The sequence below is a fragment of the Prosthecobacter sp. genome, assembly GCF_044373815.1.
GTDB lineage: Bacteria > Verrucomicrobiota > Verrucomicrobiia > Verrucomicrobiales > Verrucomicrobiaceae > Prosthecobacter.
Genome location: NZ_JBIPNG010000094.1, coordinates 1 through 17,209 on the forward strand (window position 1 = coordinate 1; position 17,209 = coordinate 17,209).

Annotated in this window: 15 protein-coding genes and 2 pseudogenes; 4 read left to right on the forward strand and 13 right to left on the reverse strand. The window is 59.0% G+C overall.

Going from position 1 to position 17,209, the window contains the following annotated elements; genetic code table 11:
* The 7 genes and pseudogenes from ACIREA_RS10355 to purM all read right to left on the reverse strand — a co-directional run.
* A pseudogene (locus ACIREA_RS10355) lies at window positions 1-523 on the reverse strand (hypothetical protein); the annotation flags it as partial.
* A gap of 164 nt (window positions 524-687) precedes the next feature.
* Window positions 688-1,641, reverse strand: coding sequence for an ROK family protein (locus tag ACIREA_RS10360; RefSeq protein ID WP_397382196.1), 954 nt, complete (start codon window positions 1,639-1,641; stop codon window positions 688-690).
* Window positions 1,638-2,561, reverse strand: a complete 924-nt coding sequence (gene metF / locus ACIREA_RS10365; protein WP_397382197.1) for a methylenetetrahydrofolate reductase [NAD(P)H] — start codon at window positions 2,559-2,561, stop codon at window positions 1,638-1,640. The genes ACIREA_RS10360 and metF overlap by 4 nt, the downstream gene beginning before the upstream one ends.
* A 33-nt stretch (window positions 2,562-2,594) precedes the next feature.
* Complete coding sequence (lysA, locus tag ACIREA_RS10370; protein WP_397382198.1) at window positions 2,595-3,887, reverse strand: diaminopimelate decarboxylase; 1,293 nt, start codon at window positions 3,885-3,887, stop codon at window positions 2,595-2,597.
* A gap of 52 nt (window positions 3,888-3,939) precedes the next feature.
* Window positions 3,940-5,190, reverse strand: coding sequence for a hypothetical protein (locus ACIREA_RS10375; RefSeq protein ID WP_397382199.1), 1,251 nt, complete (start codon window positions 5,188-5,190; stop codon window positions 3,940-3,942).
* Between the two features lie 120 nt (window positions 5,191-5,310).
* Complete coding sequence (locus ACIREA_RS10380) at window positions 5,311-5,997, reverse strand: SGNH/GDSL hydrolase family protein (RefSeq protein ID WP_397382200.1); 687 nt, start codon at window positions 5,995-5,997, stop codon at window positions 5,311-5,313.
* Between the two features lie 35 nt (window positions 5,998-6,032).
* Window positions 6,033-7,034 (reverse strand): phosphoribosylformylglycinamidine cyclo-ligase, encoded by a 1,002-nt coding sequence (gene purM, locus ACIREA_RS10385; protein WP_397382201.1) that lies wholly within the window; start codon window positions 7,032-7,034, stop codon window positions 6,033-6,035.
* Window positions 7,035-7,207: 173 nt separating this feature from the next.
* On the opposite strand from purM, the gene ACIREA_RS10390 reads away from it, so the two are divergent.
* Entirely contained in the window at window positions 7,208-8,584 is a 1,377-nt protein-coding gene (locus ACIREA_RS10390; RefSeq protein ID WP_397382202.1) for a DUF1501 domain-containing protein, read from the forward strand.
* Window positions 8,585-8,605: 21 nt separating this feature from the next.
* Here the strand turns inward: ACIREA_RS10390 and ACIREA_RS10395 are convergent, their stop codons facing one another.
* Together ACIREA_RS10395 and ACIREA_RS10400 are read right to left on the reverse strand one after the other, a co-directional pair.
* Window positions 8,606-9,001 carry a 3D domain-containing protein gene (locus ACIREA_RS10395; RefSeq protein WP_397382203.1) on the reverse strand — a complete coding sequence of 132 codons (396 nt, stop codon included), beginning with the start codon at window positions 8,999-9,001 and terminating at the stop codon, window positions 8,606-8,608.
* Window positions 9,002-9,120: 119 nt separating this feature from the next.
* Entirely contained in the window at window positions 9,121-9,330 is a 210-nt protein-coding gene (locus tag ACIREA_RS10400) for a hypothetical protein (RefSeq protein WP_397382204.1), read from the reverse strand.
* Between ACIREA_RS10400 and ACIREA_RS10405 the strand changes: the two genes are divergently transcribed.
* On the forward strand, window positions 9,329-10,774 hold the full coding sequence (locus ACIREA_RS10405; RefSeq protein WP_397382205.1) for an amidohydrolase family protein: 1,446 nt from the start codon (window positions 9,329-9,331) through the stop codon (window positions 10,772-10,774). The genes ACIREA_RS10400 and ACIREA_RS10405 overlap by 2 nt on opposite strands.
* The gene (locus tag ACIREA_RS10410; RefSeq protein WP_397382206.1) at window positions 10,771-11,478 is read left to right on the forward strand and encodes a DUF1080 domain-containing protein; all 708 of its coding nucleotides are present in this window, start codon (window positions 10,771-10,773) and stop codon (window positions 11,476-11,478) included. Before ACIREA_RS10405 ends, ACIREA_RS10410 begins: the two co-directional genes overlap by 4 nt.
* On the opposite strand, the gene ACIREA_RS10415 is transcribed toward ACIREA_RS10410, so the two are convergent.
* Window positions 11,479-12,816, reverse strand: a complete 1,338-nt coding sequence (locus ACIREA_RS10415; protein WP_397382207.1) for a hypothetical protein — start codon at window positions 12,814-12,816, stop codon at window positions 11,479-11,481. It lies immediately after the preceding gene.
* A gap of 120 nt (window positions 12,817-12,936) precedes the next feature.
* On the opposite strand from ACIREA_RS10415, the gene ACIREA_RS10420 reads away from it, so the two are divergent.
* On the forward strand, window positions 12,937-13,917 hold the full coding sequence (locus ACIREA_RS10420; RefSeq protein ID WP_397382208.1) for a hypothetical protein: 981 nt from the start codon (window positions 12,937-12,939) through the stop codon (window positions 13,915-13,917).
* Window positions 13,918-13,922: 5 nt separating this feature from the next.
* Here ACIREA_RS10420 and ACIREA_RS10425 read toward each other — a convergent pair whose 3' ends face one another.
* The 3 genes and pseudogenes from ACIREA_RS10425 to ACIREA_RS10435 all read right to left on the reverse strand — a co-directional run.
* Complete coding sequence (locus ACIREA_RS10425) at window positions 13,923-15,383, reverse strand: hypothetical protein (protein WP_397382209.1); 1,461 nt, start codon at window positions 15,381-15,383, stop codon at window positions 13,923-13,925.
* Window positions 15,380-16,366: a galactose oxidase gene (locus ACIREA_RS10430; RefSeq protein ID WP_397382210.1), complete on the reverse strand. Its 987-nt coding sequence runs from the start codon at window positions 16,364-16,366 to the stop codon at window positions 15,380-15,382. Before ACIREA_RS10430 ends, ACIREA_RS10425 begins: the two co-directional genes overlap by 4 nt.
* 3 nt (window positions 16,367-16,369) lie before the next feature.
* Window positions 16,370-17,209, reverse strand: a pseudogene (locus ACIREA_RS10435) (gfo/Idh/MocA family oxidoreductase); the annotation flags it as partial.

The following is a 17,209-nucleotide window of genomic DNA, read 5'->3' on the forward strand; positions in this document are numbered from 1 at the left end:
GGGCGATCTGCGCCTCTGGCGCCACCCCCGAAGTCAGACCGGCGATCTGCTCCGGTGTCTGATCCGCATCCGGCAGTGCGATGATGTAGCCGCGAGGCTTGCCTTTCGGTTCCAACAGCAGGCCTTCTCCCGAGACTTGTTCCAAAACAGGCCAGCGGACCTGATAGATGCGATAGGTTTTCGTCTTGCCCACCAGCGCCAGGTTTGTCTCATCCCCGTAACGTTCCAAGGCCACCGGCACACGCTTGTCCTTGAGGCCGATGATGCGCTTGAAGTGTTCACGATTCTCGTGGACCGACTCCGCATAGGCATGCGGAGAGGACACGTTGCGGTGCCAGTGCTGCGCACGCGTCTTCAGCGAGTCGGCAATCAACTGGTCCATGTCCCCCAGAGCCGCAGCGTGCATCTGCTCGGAGATGTCACCGTCTTTGATCAAAGGCTCTGTCTCTGGCAGTGTTTCCGGCTGCTGAGCCAATACACGTGCTCCCAGCAACATGGCAGCAAGAACGAGCGGTAGTTTCATGGAGATGAATCAACGCTCATCATGCGAGTCTTGCAACCGGGGTGGAATTCAATGCGAACCCTCGCCCTAAAAGGACATTCGTATCTTCGCTCCCTCTTGGCCCACCATCATACCGGCCCCAGCCGACATAAAATTTTCACCCCGTCGGGATCTCGGTGCTCTGGTCAGATCAGGGGAAATCCAGGGCTGTTTGCACCATTCAGATGCCGGTCCAGCTCATATCTCCCGAGCGCCAGCGCACCGAGCAGTCCTGAGCGTGCGCCCAGGCCGGGAGAGACGATGAAGTCGTCGATGCTGCGGCCGAGCTCGGGGATGCGGAGGTAGCCGTTGTTGAGCCTGTGGAGCTGGCCGCGGATGAGCGGAAGGATGTGCTCCTGACTCATGACGCCACCACCAAGAATGATGCGTTTGGGCGAAATGCTGAGTATGAGGTTCATCAGGGCATGTGCCATGACATCGGCCACCTCTTCCCATGCGGGATGGTCGGGTGGCAGTGCGTCGGCTTTAACACCCCAACGAGAGGCGAGAGCGGTGCCGCTGACGTAGCCTTCAACGCAGCTTTTGTGAAACGGGCAGTGGCAGGCCTGTTGAATCGCGGAAGAGTTATTTGGAGGTGGCACCAAGAGATGACCGATCTCAGGATGCAGCGCACCGTGCAGCAGCTGACCGTTGATCAGTACCCCGCCGCCGACACCCGTGCCGACGGTGATGTAAATGAGCGGATCCGTATCCTGCCCGGCACCCCAGAGGTATTCACCTAGCACAGCGGCATTCACGTCGGTGTCCCAGGCGATGGGCACGTGGTAGCGGTCGTGCAGCTTGGACACGATGTTCGTGAACTGCCAGCCGGGTTTTGGCGTGGTGGTGATGTATCCGTAGGTTTCGCTTTTTTTGTCGAGGTCGATCGGGCCGAAAGAGCCGATGCCGATCGCAGCGATGGAGCCGTACTTCGATTTGGCCATCGAGAGGAAACGGGTCACTCCGGCGAGAGTGTCTTCCGGAGTGGTGGTATCAATGCGCGTAATGTCGCGGACATCGTGAGGGCCGGTGCCGACCGCGCAAACGAACTTGGTGCCGCCGGCCTCAATAGCGGCGATGAGGGGGGCTTCTTCGCTCATGAATGCGGACGCACGGCGGCGGAGTCACGAATGCCAAGGCTTGAATAGATCTCGCGCGTAGCGTGGGATTTGTTCAAGGTGTAAAAGTGAATGCCGTCGACACCGTGATCGAGCAGATCATGGCACTGCTCGGTGGCGTAGTGGATGCCGACCTTCTGTACGGCGGCTTCGTCACCACCGCAGCGCTGGATGGCGCGGAGGAGCTTGGCGGGGTAGCGTGCACCGGCGGCGAGTTCCGCCATGCGGCGCATGCCGGAAGCGCTGGTGATGGGCATGATGCCGGCGATGATCGGGATGTTGATCCCGGCCAGCTGGCAGCGTTCGCGAAAGTCGAAGAAATCGTGATTATCGAAGAACAGCTGCGTGCAGATGTAGTCCGCCCCGGCATCGACCTTTGCCTTGAGATAATCCATCTCCAGAACGCGGTTCGGCGTGCTGGGATGGCCTTCAGGGAATCCGGCGATACCGATGCCAAAGCCACGCTTGTCGGGATGAGCGCCGCTGTCGTTGAACTTCTTGATGAAGGCAACAAGGTCGGCGGCGTGCTGGAAGGCGTCCTTCGAGCGCTCGTAGTTGGCGAGATTCTTTGGAGGATCGCCGCCGAGTGCGAGGATGTTGCTCACACCCGCCTTCGCGTAGCGTTCGAGGATGGCGGCAATGTCTGCCTCGCTGTGACAGACACAGGTGAGGTGCGGCACGGCATCGAGACTTGTGGTGGTTTTGATGCGCACGACGAGATCATGCGTGAGTTCACGCGTGGAACCGCCCGCGCCGTAGGTGACGCTGACAAACGAAGGTTTGAAAGCCTCGAGTTCGCCGATGGCCTGATACAAAGCTTCAAACGCCTCGGCGCTCTTCGGCGGGAAGAACTCAAATGAGAGTGTGGGACGCTGGTCTTGGAGGATGTCGGCGATGTGCATCTAGTTCGGTTCTCGGTTCACTGAGCTTTGTTATCAGGCGATGTGCTCGCCTTTGAGGACGTCTTCGAGGGTCTGGCGCTCACGCACGACGGTGGCCTTCTCATCATCGACCATGATTTCCGCCGGCATTGGGCGTGTATTGTAGTTCGACGCCATGGTGAAACCATAAGCTCCAGCGCTGAGCACGGCGAGGTATTCGCCCTCTTTGACGAGAGGGAGTTCGCGGTTCTGGGCGAGGAAGTCGCCGGATTCGCAAATTGGACCGACCACATCGACTTTCTCAACGGTGGCGTTCGCGGGCTGCTTGAGCGGCACGATCTGATGCCAGCCTTCGTAAAGCGTCGGACGGATGAGGTCATTCATGCCGGCATCGACGATCTTGAAGATCTTGGCGGAACCGCGCTTCTCGTAGAGCACTTTGGTGAGCATGACCCCTGCGTTGCCGACCATGAAGCGGCCGGGTTCGCAAAGAATGCGTAGCCCCAGCGGTTCGAGGTGCGGCACCACGGCTTCGGCGTAAGCCTGAATGGTGAGCGGATGGACTTCGGCATTTTCCTGCCACCAGGCCGAGTCACCGGAGTCGAGGCTCTGCTTGTAGTTGATGCCGATGCCACCGCCGATGCTGAAGAACTCGATGCCGTAGCTCTTTTTCACCTGAGTCACGAGCGGGATGACCTTCTGCACGGCTTCCAGGAAAGGATCCACATTGGTGAGCTGTGATCCGATGTGCATCTGCAGACCTTTGATGATCAGATTCGGACAGTCGGCGGCCACGCGGGCATAGACGTCGATGATCTGATCGAAATCGATGCCGAACTTGTTTTCGCTCTTGCCGGTGGTGATCTTGGCGTGCGTTTTCGCATCCACATTCGGATTCACGCGGACGGCAACGGGGGCCTGCATGCCTAGCTCGCCGGCGACCTGGTTGATGTAATGCAGTTCCGCCTCGGATTCGGCGTTGAAGCAGTAGATGCCCTGCTTGAGGGCGTACTCGATTTCGTCGCGGGTTTTGCCGACGCCGGCAAAGGTGCATTTGGCGGGATCGCCACCGGCCTTGATGACGCGGTAGAGTTCGCCGGCCGAGACGATGTCAAAGCCGCCGCCGAGTTTGGCGATGGTGTTGAGCACAGCGAGATTCGAATTTGCCTTCACTGCAAAGCAGATCAGGTGATCCAGCTTGGCCAGAGCAGCGTCCAGACGGGTGTAATGTCCGGCGATGGTGCTCTTGGAATAGACATAGAGCGGCGTGCCGTATTTCTCGGCAAGGGACTGAAGGGGGACGTTTTCGGCGAATAACTGGCCTTGGTGGTAGCGGAAGCTGTGCATAAGCGGGCGGCGTAAATAGGCGGGATTCACGCCTGCGCAACCCCGCGACGGTTCATCCTTGGTGCATTTCCACGAGTTTTCTTCCGGAGGACAGCATCTCCACGAGCCACAGACGCATGGCCTTGAAGCCTCGCAGGAGCGCCCCATCCATGACTTCCTGGCAGCCGAAGTGCCGGGCGATCGTGTCTTCCAGCCTGCGGTAACGCGGCAACAGAATGAGAGTGCTGCGAACCGCAGCTGACTCTGAAACAGGGCGGTGAGCCAGCGAGGGATGCAGCAGTCCTTTGCAGATGACCATGTTTGCGTCTGCCAGAGCAATGCGGCGCTCAGGCAATACCAGCCACGGGTGATAGGTGAGAACGGCGCAGCCTGCGGGATCCTGTTTCAGCCTGACCAGGGTGCGCACGGGCACGCCCTCGGTGCGGCGTGCCAGGAAACCTTTCACGCCGGTTTCCACATCAGTGGCGGTGGCGCGTTTGTTGAGCAGAAAATCGCTGCCCATGAGGGTGCCGAAAAGAGTGAGGCGAAACGACCAGCCTGCGAAGAGCAGGCCGATGAGAATCAGCAGAAGGGAGACCGCCGCACCGGCATAGGGATGAATCATTGTGCTACCGGCTACCAGGGCGATGAGGCCAAGTTTGACGATTTTGAGGCCCGCATCGACGATGCCAAAGGGAGAGAGAGCGATGAGGACATTGAGGGCGTGCGAACTGAGCCAGACCACTCCGAAGGCCACGATGGCGACGGGGATGGAAATCCAGGGTGTGTGGACGCCAAAGTCGATCACGCTGGCCAGCGGCATCACGGCCAATCCGGAGCCCGCCAACTCATTCATGGCCTGCGGCGGCTCCTTGTTGAAGTGAGCCATGGCGAGGGCCACGAGAGGCACGAAACCGACGCTGGCGACGAGTGCGCTCACTTTGTTTTCAAACAGTTCGAGGAAATCGAGCGGCTTTTTGACCAGCGGTGGAGCGGCGGTGCCGAGGAAGTCTTTGAGAAAGCAGATGAGGATCAGCGCCAGCCCTGTGCCCCAGACTCCCGGGTGGCAGTACCAGGGCAGGCGATGGCGCAAATGAGGCTCGGTCTTGTAGAAGGTCCACACGCCCATGGCGCTGACTCCCAGCAGCGGGCTGATGGCGACGCCGGTGATTTCGGAGATGCCTTCCGACAAAGAAACGCCGGGCAGCAGCATGGATTCACGCAGCAGTTTGTCCGGTGCAGTCTCGGCAGCTTTGAGCAGCGGGGAGCTTGCCAAGGCCATGAGCACCATGACAAACAAGCAGCGGCGAAACAGGGTATTCATGACAGGTGTGGGTTGGTTCTGCCGCGTGGCCGAATGCAGCCTGACCATGATGCACTGAAATTTACCGCAGGCGCTGACAAAAAATCACGCGGTGTGGAATGGGCAAACCACCCGCCCTCCTCACTTGGCCAGAGCCTTGCCGATCTCCTCGGCGACCTGTTTGGCCAGATAATCGCTGCCAGCAGAGGTGTAGTGCACGTCTCGCGGATTCTGCATCTTGGCGAGCTGAGGAGTGATGTGGGCGTGCAGGTCGTCGATGGCGACGCCATTTTCCGCCATCACCCGAGCGGCGATGTCGTTGTATTCCTTCACTTGGCCGAATTTGCGTGGTGGATTGAGCTCGCCCTCAGGAATCGGGGTAGTCGTGGCCCAGATTAATTTGGCCTCGGTCTTCTTCAGGGTGGCAACGAGACTGCGCAGATTGGCCTCGTAGTCAGTGGGTTCGACCTGGCGTTTGCCATCGGGCATGTATTTGAGGTCGTGGATGCCCCAGTTGAAGTGAATCACGTCCCATTTGCTGGTGCCGAGCCATTTGGCGATGTTGGCGACGCCGTTTTTGGTCGGACCGCCGTTCGTGGGGATGCGATGGACGTTGGCCTTGCCCTCCAGCAATTTCCGCACGGGCAGCGTGTAACCGATTGAAATGGAATCGCCGATCAGCAGAACCCGTGGCAAGCCCGCAACATCCTGAATCGGGTCCATGGCCGGATTTGGGGCACGTTTGGCCTTGGCGGCGGGCGCAGGCTGCTGAGCGGTGGCGCTCAGCAGGACGAAGAGGAATGCAAGGGCAGGAAGGAGGCGGTTCATGGAGCCTCCCTTCACTGCCAAAAAGGCGGAATCTTTCAGACTATCTCCACGCTGACCTGGGCGCTGGTGTCCATCTCGCCGATGATTTTGGCGTCTTTGCCGCAGGTAAGGGCTTTGTCGACATCTGCCGATGAGACGATGGCGACCCAGCCGAGGCCCATGTTGAAGGTGTCGATGGCGTCTTTCTGGTCCGCATGGCGCAGCACCTTTTGCACTACATCGTTCTGCCAGAATGGAATACGGAGATTTGCACCCAGACCACGCTTCAGGAACATGCGGCCGAGGTTTTCCGGCAGACCACCACCGGTGATGTGGGCCATGGCCTTCGGACGGATGCCCGCGGCTTTGAGAGCAGCCGTCTGCTCATGATAGAGAAGGGTGGGCAGCAGCAGAGTACGCATCTCGTCCTCGCTGAACTGGATGTTCTCCTTTTCGATGATGCGTCGAACGAGGCTGAAGCCATTTGCGTGGAAACCTGCACTAGGCCAGCCGATGAGCACGTCACCGGCGGCGATGGTGCCGGGATCGAGCATATCTTCTTTTTCGCAGGCACCGATAGCGAAGCCACTCAGCTCCACCATGCCCTCGGGCACCATGCCGGGCATCTCGGCCGTCTCACCGCCGGCGAGAATGCAATTGCAAGCCTCCAAGTATTCGGTCATGCCGGCGATAATCCGGGTGATCTGCGTCTTCTGAATCTTCGGGATGCCCACGTAATCGAGGAACATGATGGGATCAGCCCCGGTTGTGAGCACGTCGTTCACATTCATGGCCACGAGGTCTTTGCCGGCGGCTTCGAGCTGATCGTGTTTGAGCAGTAGCTCGATCTTCGTGCCGACCCCGTCACAGCCCGTGAGAATCATGGGATGCTTGTAGCCGCTGAGGTCGTAGGCGGCGGCGAACAGACCAAAGGGATTTGCCAGCTTCCGCTTCTGCTGGGTGCGCCGCACCAGCACGCCGATGTCATCGACCAGCGATGCTGCTTCGTGAATATCGACGCCGGCTTCTTTGTAAGTGTGTGCGGAGGGGCTGCTCATGGAAAATGGATGGCCGGTTGCCTAGCCCGAAAGCGGGGGCGGCTCAAACGGAAACTCACCATTGCGGGCTGCAGGCGCTGTTTCCGCCCCTCCCCCGCTGGAACGATTTGCCCGGCCGAAGCAAGGCCAACCGTCTCGCGACGTAGGTTCTTCAGCCCTCTGCCCTCCCATACATGAAAACCACTGCCACTCCCTCACCGAGCATTCCGCAGGCTTTCAGCCCTGTAGGCGGCGATTTACTCCGCATCGGCTCGACCCGCCGCGGCTTTTTGCAGACCGGACTGGCGGGACTGGCCGGCATTTCAGTCCCATCCCTGTTCCAGCAGAAGGCCTTCGCCGCAGCGGCGGCACAGGCCACGCGAAAGACGAATGTGGTTCTTTTTTGGCTCTCGGGCGGTCCGAGCCACATCGACATGTGGGACCCCAAACCCGATGCGCCGAGCGAGATTCGCGGCCCCTTTGGCCACATCCCGACCAAAGTTCCGGGCATCCATGTGTGCGAGCATCTGCCGCTGACCGCGAAGATCATGGACCGGCTCACGCTGATTCGCTCGGTCGATTGCAGTGCCAGCGATCACACCCCCATCACCATGCAGGCCTGCAATCCGCTGGCACGGCGCACGAATGATGGTCGTGATGGCGGCGGCTATCCATCCATGGGTTCCATCGCCGCAAAGTTTCGAGGGGCCAATGCCCCGGGAATTCCTGGGTATGTGGCTCTCGCGGATTCACTTCCCGCCGACATCTGGGGCGCGGGCCACATGGGCAATGCTTTCAATCCAGTCAGCGGCAAGGATTTGTCTGGCCGCCTCAAACTGGTCGAAGGTCTCAGCATCGAACGGCTCGGCAGCCGCCGTGATCTTGCTGAGCAAATGGACCAATGGAAGCGTGGTATCGGTGCGAATGAATCCATCGCATCAGCGGATCATTTCACGCAGCAGGCCTATGAGGTGCTCATGACCGGCAGCGCGCAGCAAGCACTCAATCTGGATGAAGAATCATCCGCCATGCGGGACAAATACGGTCGTGACAGTCTCGGCGAGAAGGCTCTGCTCGCACGCCGGCTCATTGAGGCTGGTTCCACCTTTGTGACCGTCAGCGGTGCCTGGGGTTACTTTGATCATCATGGTGATGAAGTGAAGTGGGGCGGCATCAAGAAAGGTCTCACCCCACTGCTGCCCAGCGTGGACCGCACCTTGCACGCCATCGTCACCGATCTTGAAGACCGGGGGCTGCTCGACAGCACGTTGATTTTGATGATGGGCGAGTTTGGCCGCAGTCCCGTGATCAACAAGAATGCCGGGCGCGATCACTGGCCGCGCGTGATGTCCATGGTCATGGCCGGCGGCGGTCTGCGCCATGGACAGGTCATCGGCAGCACGGACAAACATGGCGGAGAGATCGAGACCCGCCGAGTCGCACCGGGAGATCTTGCGGCCACGGTGTTTCACCACCTCGGCATCGAACAAAACACCAACTGGATCGATCCTCAGGGCCGCCCGCGTCCCATCGTGGCCGAAGGTGGCAAGGTGTTGGCAGAACTGGTGTGATGCACAGCGATTTCGCAGCCGTTAAGAATCCGGCGGGCGTCGCGTTTCGATCGCACTGACCATCTGCCGGATGTGGGGCTTGATTCCCTCACGAGGCTTCATGATCGCAAGACTCTGGTCAAACGAGCCCCATTTGAGCACTTTGATGTTTACGTTACGCGCCCCCCATTGGTTCATCGATGCCTTGGACGGGCGGTAGAGATCGATGGTTCCGGTGCCGACGAGAGCTGAGCCGTAATCATCTACTTGATACAGATAGGGCTCTCCTTCGATCTTGAACTCCGTTCCCACAGGGTAAACGGACCAGTCAGCAGCGGCGCTGCGCACAGCACCAAACTTGAGGGTATTGCCGACGGCGCTCTTGGCACCGTAAACGATGTGATCGCTTTCACTTTGGGTGTAAGCGGTCGTCTTCACATTGCTAATGGTGCTGCCAGAACGCAGACTCACCAGCTTTCGAGGCGCGACGTTGGAAACACTTTGGCAGGAAGCACAACCCGCGCATAGCGCGGCCAGCAAGAATAAACGGAGGTCGGTCATTTTAGGTTGGGCTCGACTTTTGGCGTGCCCGGGGGTGAAGGATGAGACAGCCATCCGGCGGCCATGTTCGAATTTTTGGAAAGCCCAATCACCATGCGGAAGTCCTGCTTAGAACGCCAACGCTCCCCATAGACATCATAAATAACAGCCGCCGTGAGCGTCTCACCCAACGAAGAAATCAACCCGGCATGCCGTTTCAAGTTCATGAAGTCGTTTTTGCTCTTCCTGTTGTTTTTTCATACCAGCCACTGTTTCGCGGAAGAATACGACCTCGTACTCAATAATGGCCGTTTAATGGACCCGGCGACAAATTTGGACGCGGTCCGTCATATTGGCGTTCGTGCGGGCAAGATCGCCGCGATCTCCGAAACACCGCTTACCGGTAATGAAACGCTGAATGTGAAGGGTCATGTCGTCGCGCCTGGCTTCATCGACCTCCATGCCCATGGGCAGACCACGAGTGATATGCAGATCAAAGCTTGTGATGGCGTCACCACAGCGCTCGACCTGGAAGCGGGAGTGTATCCGGTGGCCGCGTGGTACCGTTCGATGGAAGGCACGGCACCGCTGAACTACGGAGCCACGGTGGGCCACATCGCCACACGCTTTGCCGCATTTCATCCTGGACTGAAGATCGGACACTGGGCGGTCAACCGCGCAAAGATCGCGGGACTCGGCGCGAAGCCTGATGGAGCGAACAAGGGGGCGACAGACAAGGAATTGGAACTCATGGGCGCTGCGATACACCGTGGACTCGATGAGGGCGCTCTGGGCATTGGCTTTGGCATCAACTACACGCCTGCCGCCGCACCGAGCGAGATCGAGGCCATGTTTCGCATCGCAGCCAAGCGCAAGGTGCCCGCGTTTGTGCATACGCGCGCCTTTGGCATCGCCGCAATTCAGGAGGCGATCACCGCCGCAAAAACGACCGGCGCTACGTTGCACATCGTGCATGTCGGCAGCAGCGCCATCGGCGACATGAGGGAAGTTTTAAAACTCATCGATGCCAGCAAGGCCGCAGGCATGGACATCAGCACCGAAGTGTACCCCTACACCGCCGCATCCACGGTGCTGGAGTCCGCGATGTTCAATCCCGGCTGGCAGGGCAATCTCAAGATTGACTACCCCGATCTCGCCTGGGCCACGACAGGTGAACGGCTCACGCAGGAGAGTTTCGAGCGCTACCGCAAGCAAGGCGGCTGGGTGATCATCTACATGATGAAGGATGAAAATGTGGAGATGGCCATCGCACATCCCGGGGTGATGATCGCGAGCGACGGCGTTCCCTTCATTGATGGCAAAGGCCATCCCCGCGGCGCGGGAACCTTCTCCCGCGTGCTGGGCCATTACTCGCGCGAGAAAAAGCTGCTGCCGCTGATGGAAGCACTCTCCAAGATGACGATCCTGCCCGCCCGGCGTCTTGAAAGATACGTTCCGATGATGAAAGGAAAAGGCCGCATCGCCCTGGGTGCCGACGCGGACATCACCGTCTTTGATCCGGCGACCGTGATCGACAGTGCAACCTTTGAGTCCCCAACGGCACCTTCCGCCGGTATTCCCCATGTCATCGTGAATGGTGTTCCCGTCGTGTGTGATGGCAAACTCGTGAAAGAAGCCCGTCCTGGACGCGCTGTAAGGATCACTCCATGAAACACATTCTTCTAAGCTTAATCTTTGGCACTACCTTGCTCGCAGAGGACGCCCCGCAGTGGCGCGATCTCTTCAACGGCAAGGATCTCACCGGCTGGGTAGATGTGAACACCAGCCCTGAAACCTGGGGCGTCAAAGACGGCATGCTCGTTTGCAAAGGCAAGCCCATCGGTGTGATGCGCAGTGCGAAGCAGTATGAAAACTTCATCCTGCACATCGAATGGATGCACATGGAGGCGGGAGGAAATTCTGGGGTGTTTGTCTGGAGCGAAGGGACGGCAGCGCCCGGAAAAGAACTGCCCAAAGGCATGGAGGTGCAGATGCTCGAACTCGAATGGCCGAAGCTGCATCCCGGCAAAGACGGGCTACCGAACAATCCCGGCTACGTCTCAGGTGAACTATTTGGCGCGAATGGACTCGAAAGCATCCCGGACAATCCGCGTGGCAAAAGAAGCATGTCCTGGGAAATGCGCTGCAAGGGCAAAGGCGAATGGAACACCTACGATGTTGTGTGTGTGGATGGCTCGGTGAAACTCTCGATCAACGGCAAGTTTGTGAATGGCATCAGCCAGTCCACGGTGCGTAAAGGGTACCTCTGCCTTGAATCCGAAGGTGCGGAGATTCATTTCAGAAACATCCGAATTCTGGAACTGCCTGGCGGCCGGGTAACGCCAGAGCAGACGGCACCGGTCGTGGGAAAGTAGTCACTTCGTCTGCTTCATCAATTCCTCGACCTTGGCTGTGATACGCTCCTCCACGGTCTCGGTGTAAGGCGCACGATGGCCGTATTCAAACATGCCTGTAATTCCTTCATAGCCGCCTTCTTTGAGCACTCGCAGGCTGGGCACATAGCTCGTGAGATCGTTGTTGTAGCCGCAGACCCAGGTGCTGTTCCAGCCGTAGGCGGCTTTGAATTTGAGTGAGTAGTCCACCACCGTCTCACCGGTCAGTGCGATGAACTGAAAGTCCGTGCCGATGCGCCAGACTTGAACCGGATACTTCACACGATCCGGCGGCGAACCGAGTGTCTCGTACTGGCGGATGAAGTGCTCGAACTCGCGTTTTGGCATGCCGGTGAGGTTGGGGAGGCGTTGCTTGAGTTCTTCGAGCGGAATGCCGGGTTGCAGCGACAGCTCCGTCTCGCCCACCGCCGCATGAATCGGCCCGTTGAGTGGCGGCATCTTGGTGGCGATCACTTGACGCACTGCCTCGGCCAACACCTTGCCATACATCCTCGCGAGTTCGATCGCTTCGACATCCTTGCCGCGAATGCGTGGGAGTGGATTCGCATCGCCACCGCAGTTTTGCACAAACATCGCCGCCGAACTAGGGAACGACTTTTCCAACTCAAGCTGCGCGAAGCCTGCGTAGTCGCCATTGATGCTGAGGCCTCCGAGCGCTGTCGTGTGGCAGGAATAGCCAAAGACGATGGCCTTGAGATCATTGCCTGCCTTCACGGTGATCACCGGCACATCCTGATCCACCTGCCCGCCAAGCGCGCGGCTCTCCGGGCCGCGTGAGCGCCGACGGTTCACCGCAACACCAGCGAGACCTTGATCAAACGCCAACTCCGCCGGCGCGAGGTTTGCGATGGCTTTTCCAATCACTTCCTCATACTTGGCGTATACCATCGCCGTGTAGCGATCCTTCACCGCTGCCTCTTCCGGTGTGAATTCATAATACAACCACAGCACATCCGCCGTCACCGGGCAGGAGTGATTGTGCGAGGTGTTCAAGATCAGCCGCTCTCTTGGGATGCCATGCTTTTCCAGAGCAGTCTTCGCGATGATGGAGACCATCTTATCGCTCAGTCCCACCAAGTCTGCCGTTACCAGCACTGACGTCGTGCCCGAGTCATCCTTCAGCGCGAGCGCCTTCAGCCAGATGGGATGCTCCACTCGCTGCGACATGCGGGTCTTGCCGCCATACCCTGCAAGGGGCACCGATTCCGTGGGAGTGATGTCCGCTTTGGCCGCTCCCGCCAGCCATGCGGCGGAGGTTGTCAGAGGCAGCAGCAAAAGCGTGAGGCAAAAAAGTTTCATGGGCATTTCATACGTGATCCGTGCACCCATATTAGCCACCTTCATCGACTGCCCATCACAATCATTCACCTCTCCAAGCTGTCTTTTGACAACGTAACGCCCCCGTCCCACGCTAAATGCATGCTCATTCCATACTTCTGGGCCGAAGCGCGCCTGCAAAACAAACTGCCTGAGCGCCAGATCACGGTGCGGCGATGGGGCTGGTCGGACCTCAGTCAGGCGGATGCGCAAGAGCTAGCTGATCAACGAGCGCAGGAGGCGATGAATCGAATCCTGTCGGGCGAATCACTCCGCCGCCGGGAACCCAAAGCGGCCTATGACTGCGCTGATGGGGTGCCCATTCGTGAAGAAGTGGTGTCGCGGCATGGAAACACGGTGATCACGCGCAACAGCTATGGCTCACTGTGTTTGAACGCCGCCGATGTGTTCTTTGCCGATGTGGATGCTGAGTGGCATCCTTCATTGCGCATGAATCTGCGGGGATGCCTGCTGATGGTTGTCACCGGTGTGGCTGCGGGCGTCTTGTTAAAGTCGGTGCTGACTGGATTTGTGCTGGTCATAGGCCTGCCATGGCTGACGTCGTGGATCATCGACAGGATCAATGCGAAGCGTCGTTCTGCTGCGGAAGCGGGAGAAAAGGAGCGGGCGCTGGGCATCATCCGCGCCTTTTCAGCCGCACATCCGCTCTGGCACCTGCGCGTTTATGAGACGCCCGCCGGTTACCGGCTGCTGGCCATGCATGAGGTCTTTGAGCCTGCAGAAGAGTCTTGCCAGAAAGCGTTTGAAGAACTGAACACGGACAAGGTTTTCATGCGGCTCTGCGCCGTTCAGGGCTGCTTCCGTGCGCGGGTCAGTCCAAAATACTGGCGCATGAAATACCGGCTACCGCTCAGCCTGCCCAAATCCAAATGGCCGTTTCCTGCGGAGCATGTTCCTCTTCGGCAGCGGTGGATTGAAGCCTATGAGAAGCATGCGCCCCGATACGCATCATGCCGGTTCATCGAGACTCTCGGCAGCAGGGTCACGCATCCTGAGGCAGAAGCTGTGCGTGCCGTGCATGACGAGTACTGCCAGGTGCATGCGGACCTGCCCCTGGCCTGAGTCTGCTATTTGAGCTCCGCAGCCATCTCCAGCAGGGCGTCCATCATTTTCACGGATGCCTGAGGTTCCAGGTTGTTCGTGCCGGGCCATGTTTCGTAGCCGCCGAGTTCAAAGTGACGCGGGGTGGGCATGTAGCCGTAGTAGCCGTTTGCCAGCTCGACCATGAAGGATTTGGCAAAGGGGCTGCGCTTGCGGAATTCGACACCGGTTTCGGCGAAGGTTTCCGTCGGAGTCGTGCCGATGCAGATGTCCCCGATGCGGAGGATCTGCACGGGGGACTTGGTGGCAGGGCTGGCCTGTGCGAGGCGCTGAATGCGCCCGGCATATGCGAGAGGCAGATCGGCCTTGCCCTGGATGCGGGGAGTTTTGGCCTCGGTTTCTTTGGCCCAGGAGATGAGTTCGGGATCGATCTTGCGCCAGGCGATGTCGAGCTCGCGATAGCGGGCGGCGAGAGGGGCGCTGTTTTGCCAGGTCACACCGGCCAGGGCGGTGTTTACTTTTGCCGCGACATCCTCTGCGACATAGCGCATCTGCTCATAGGGCTTTTTGCGGGGCTGTGGGTTGCGGAAGTTGATGTTGTTGGCGTCACCGCTGGTACCGTTTGCCATCATCGCGACAAAGGGCGGATCATCACTGCCGCCGCTTTGCAGGCGCTTGAGCGCCTCACAATACATGCCGTAGTAGTCTGCGGATATGTCCGCGCCATTCACGCCGCCAACATAATGCAGGGAATATGCCGAATAGACCGAAATGAGCCGCCCGCCGGGCTCGCGCAGGGCGATGAATGAGACGATGGGATCGGGCTCGCCCGCAGGCTCGACAAGTGCGGGATTGCCTGCGCCGGGGTTCATCTTCACCTTGTCGATTTTGCCGAAGGGATTGGGAGGCATTTTGCCCTCCTGAAGGAACCAGCGGCGAATGTGCACATGCTCCGGCACCGCCACCGTACCAAAGGCGATCTCCGCCGGACGCAGCAGATAGAACGCACGCCGCACTCCGTCTGCGATGCGGCGGACGACAAACTTTTGGTAGTCCGTGAGTTCCAGATCCGAAAAATAACCCCGAACCGGACCACCCAGGGCATTCACCGCCGAATGGGTATGCGTACCGGAGATCACCACATTGGCTGCAGGGATGCCGGTTTCTTTTTCAATCAGCTCCCGTGCAGCAACACAAACGCTGCGGTGGATTCCAAGCAGATCACACACGACGAGGGCGAGCTTTGTTTTACCGTCGTCAAGCACGAGGCAGCGTGCGTGCAGCTCATCATGAATGTTCGTGCATGGGAAGGGCAGGAATCCTCCCACGACCTCGCCGCCGAGATCCGGCGTGATGTTGCTGGTGGCAGCGCCCGCCATCAAAGGAGCCTGGGGCGTGTCCGCAGCATGAAGAGTGGCAACGGCAAAGAGAGCGAGGAAAAACGAGCGCATCAATCCTATACAGCGCTGAAGAGCCGGTTTTGTCATGGCTTCCAATCCACCGGCAGACTTAGCGACCACACTTCATTCGAAAGGGGGCGCGCGTGCCCGCCCGCGAGCCAGAGTTTGTCCTGAAACACGAAAACCGAGTGCTCATGCCGTGCCTTCCATGAGGTCTTCGTTTCCAGACGCTTCCAGTTTTTACCATCCGCACTGTGCCAGACATCGCCAAAGTTATCTTTTTCCTTCGACCAGCCACCGAGCACCCACATGCGCCCACGATAAACAGTCGCGCTGAACCACAGCCGTGGTGCCCAGGGTGCTGATTCGGTTTCGCAGGTCCAGTTCACTCCATCGCTGGATGACCACACGTCGTTCTTCGCGTGGTAGCCCGGCACGTAGTTGCCACCGCCGAACACGTAGATTTTGTCGTTCAGCACCAAAGCCTGGTGGTACGCACGCGGCGACCACGCCGCCTTTACCGTCTCGAGCTTCCATTCTTTGCCATCCGCAGACGACCACACATCGTTCTTCAGGCTCGCATCATCGCCAAAGTAGTAGTTCTCAGTGCCGCCGAGCATCCACATTCGGCCGCGATGCTCCACCAGACCCGCAGCAAGCCGTGGAGTCCAGCTTGCAACCGCCGTGGCTTGATCCCACTTCGCGCCATCAGTGGATGACCAAACTTGATTACTCGCTGAATGACCCGGCAGACGACCTTTGTGCCATCCTCCCATGATCCACATCCGGTCATGAAAGGTGAGGCTCATCGCGAGATCGCTATGCAGCCACGGAGCATTCGGTGCGATCAATTTCCATGCTTTGCCATCGCTGGAGGCCCAGACATCCCGAGGCGGTTCCTCGAACGATTGAAACCAGCCGCCGCCGATCCAAAGCTGATCTTTGAACACCCACTCCGCCTGCGAATCCCGCGCCTGCCAGGCTGCTTTGGATTCAAGCACCCAGTCGATCTCGGCAGCAGAAATCTTCAGGCTGATGAACCCGATCAGGAAAAGCAGGAGAGGCCGCATAAATCAGATCTCCGACTCCTTTGGCAGCAGGAAGGGCGCGCGATACTCACGGCCGAGGAGGTCGTTGGCAGGGGCGTTGTCGAGGAAGGATTCCTTGCCGCCATCCATGCGGAGATACTTGCCGAGAGTGAGTTTTGTCTTGTCCAGATCGACACCCGCATCGCTGAGATAGTGGCGGGTGCGCTCGAGCGTCTCCTGCACGTCGTCGTGGACCTTGATTTCGCCGAGGCTCTTCGCGATATCGTTCACCGAAGTCTGGGAGCCGAGCCGATACGAGATATTGGCGATGTGGCAGAGCGCGCTGCTTTGATGGCCCTCCTCGATCTCCGCTTTCAGATCGCCCTGCTTGCGGCTGCGCACGGCATTGAGGAAATTGGCGAAATGGTTCTCGGATTTGCCCTCGAAGGCGCGGACGAGATTGCCTTTCGGATCGTAGAGGTTCGTGTCGGCAATGATGCCTTCGCTGCCGTAGAAAAACCACATGGATTTGATCGTGGGATGAAATGGCGCGGATTTAAGGCCACGTGTTTCCGAGATGATCGTCTTGTCGCCAAAATCAAAGATGCCGACCTGCGAGTTCGGTGTTTCGGCCACGTCGGTGTAACCGAGACGGCCACCGTAGCTCAACACGCTGCGGCCAAGACCGGTCACACCCAGGCCCCAGCGGCAGATGTCGAGCGAGTGAACGTTGTTGTTGCCGATCTCGCCGCTGCCGGTGTTCCAGAACCAATGCCAGTCGTAGTGAAACTTGGGCCGGTTGAGTTTCGGCATCGCCGCAGGTCCGGCCCAGAGGTCGTAGTCGCAGCGCGGCGGCATGGCGCATTCGGCTGGCCCACCGATGGA

What these genes read in the sequence shown, in the direction of transcription:
- ACIREA_RS10400 (WP_397382204.1), bottom strand. Translation starts at nt 9,330, where the DNA reads ATGAACTTGAAACGGCATGCCGGGTTGATTTCTTCGTTGGGTGAGACG.
- ACIREA_RS10360 (WP_397382196.1), bottom strand. Translation starts at nt 1,641, where the DNA reads ATGAGCGAAGAAGCCCCCCTCATCGCCGCTATTGAGGCCGGCGGCACC.
- purM (WP_397382201.1), bottom strand. Translation starts at nt 7,034, where the DNA reads ATGAGCAGCCCCTCCGCACACACTTACAAAGAAGCCGGCGTCGATATT.
- ACIREA_RS10405 (WP_397382205.1), top strand. Translation starts at nt 9,329, where the DNA reads ATGAAGTCGTTTTTGCTCTTCCTGTTGTTTTTTCATACCAGCCACTGT.
- ACIREA_RS10410 (WP_397382206.1), top strand. Translation starts at nt 10,771, where the DNA reads ATGAAACACATTCTTCTAAGCTTAATCTTTGGCACTACCTTGCTCGCA.
- lysA (WP_397382198.1), bottom strand. Translation starts at nt 3,887, where the DNA reads ATGCACAGCTTCCGCTACCACCAAGGCCAGTTATTCGCCGAAAACGTC.
- ACIREA_RS10420 (WP_397382208.1), top strand. Translation starts at nt 12,937, where the DNA reads ATGCTCATTCCATACTTCTGGGCCGAAGCGCGCCTGCAAAACAAACTG.
- ACIREA_RS10375 (WP_397382199.1), bottom strand. Translation starts at nt 5,190, where the DNA reads ATGAATACCCTGTTTCGCCGCTGCTTGTTTGTCATGGTGCTCATGGCC.
- metF (WP_397382197.1), bottom strand. Translation starts at nt 2,561, where the DNA reads ATGCACATCGCCGACATCCTCCAAGACCAGCGTCCCACACTCTCATTT.
- ACIREA_RS10415 (WP_397382207.1), bottom strand. Translation starts at nt 12,816, where the DNA reads ATGAAACTTTTTTGCCTCACGCTTTTGCTGCTGCCTCTGACAACCTCC.
- ACIREA_RS10425 (WP_397382209.1), bottom strand. Translation starts at nt 15,383, where the DNA reads ATGACAAAACCGGCTCTTCAGCGCTGTATAGGATTGATGCGCTCGTTT.
- ACIREA_RS10380 (WP_397382200.1), bottom strand. Translation starts at nt 5,997, where the DNA reads ATGAACCGCCTCCTTCCTGCCCTTGCATTCCTCTTCGTCCTGCTGAGC.
- ACIREA_RS10430 (WP_397382210.1), bottom strand. Translation starts at nt 16,366, where the DNA reads ATGCGGCCTCTCCTGCTTTTCCTGATCGGGTTCATCAGCCTGAAGATT.
- ACIREA_RS10390 (WP_397382202.1), top strand. Translation starts at nt 7,208, where the DNA reads ATGAAAACCACTGCCACTCCCTCACCGAGCATTCCGCAGGCTTTCAGC.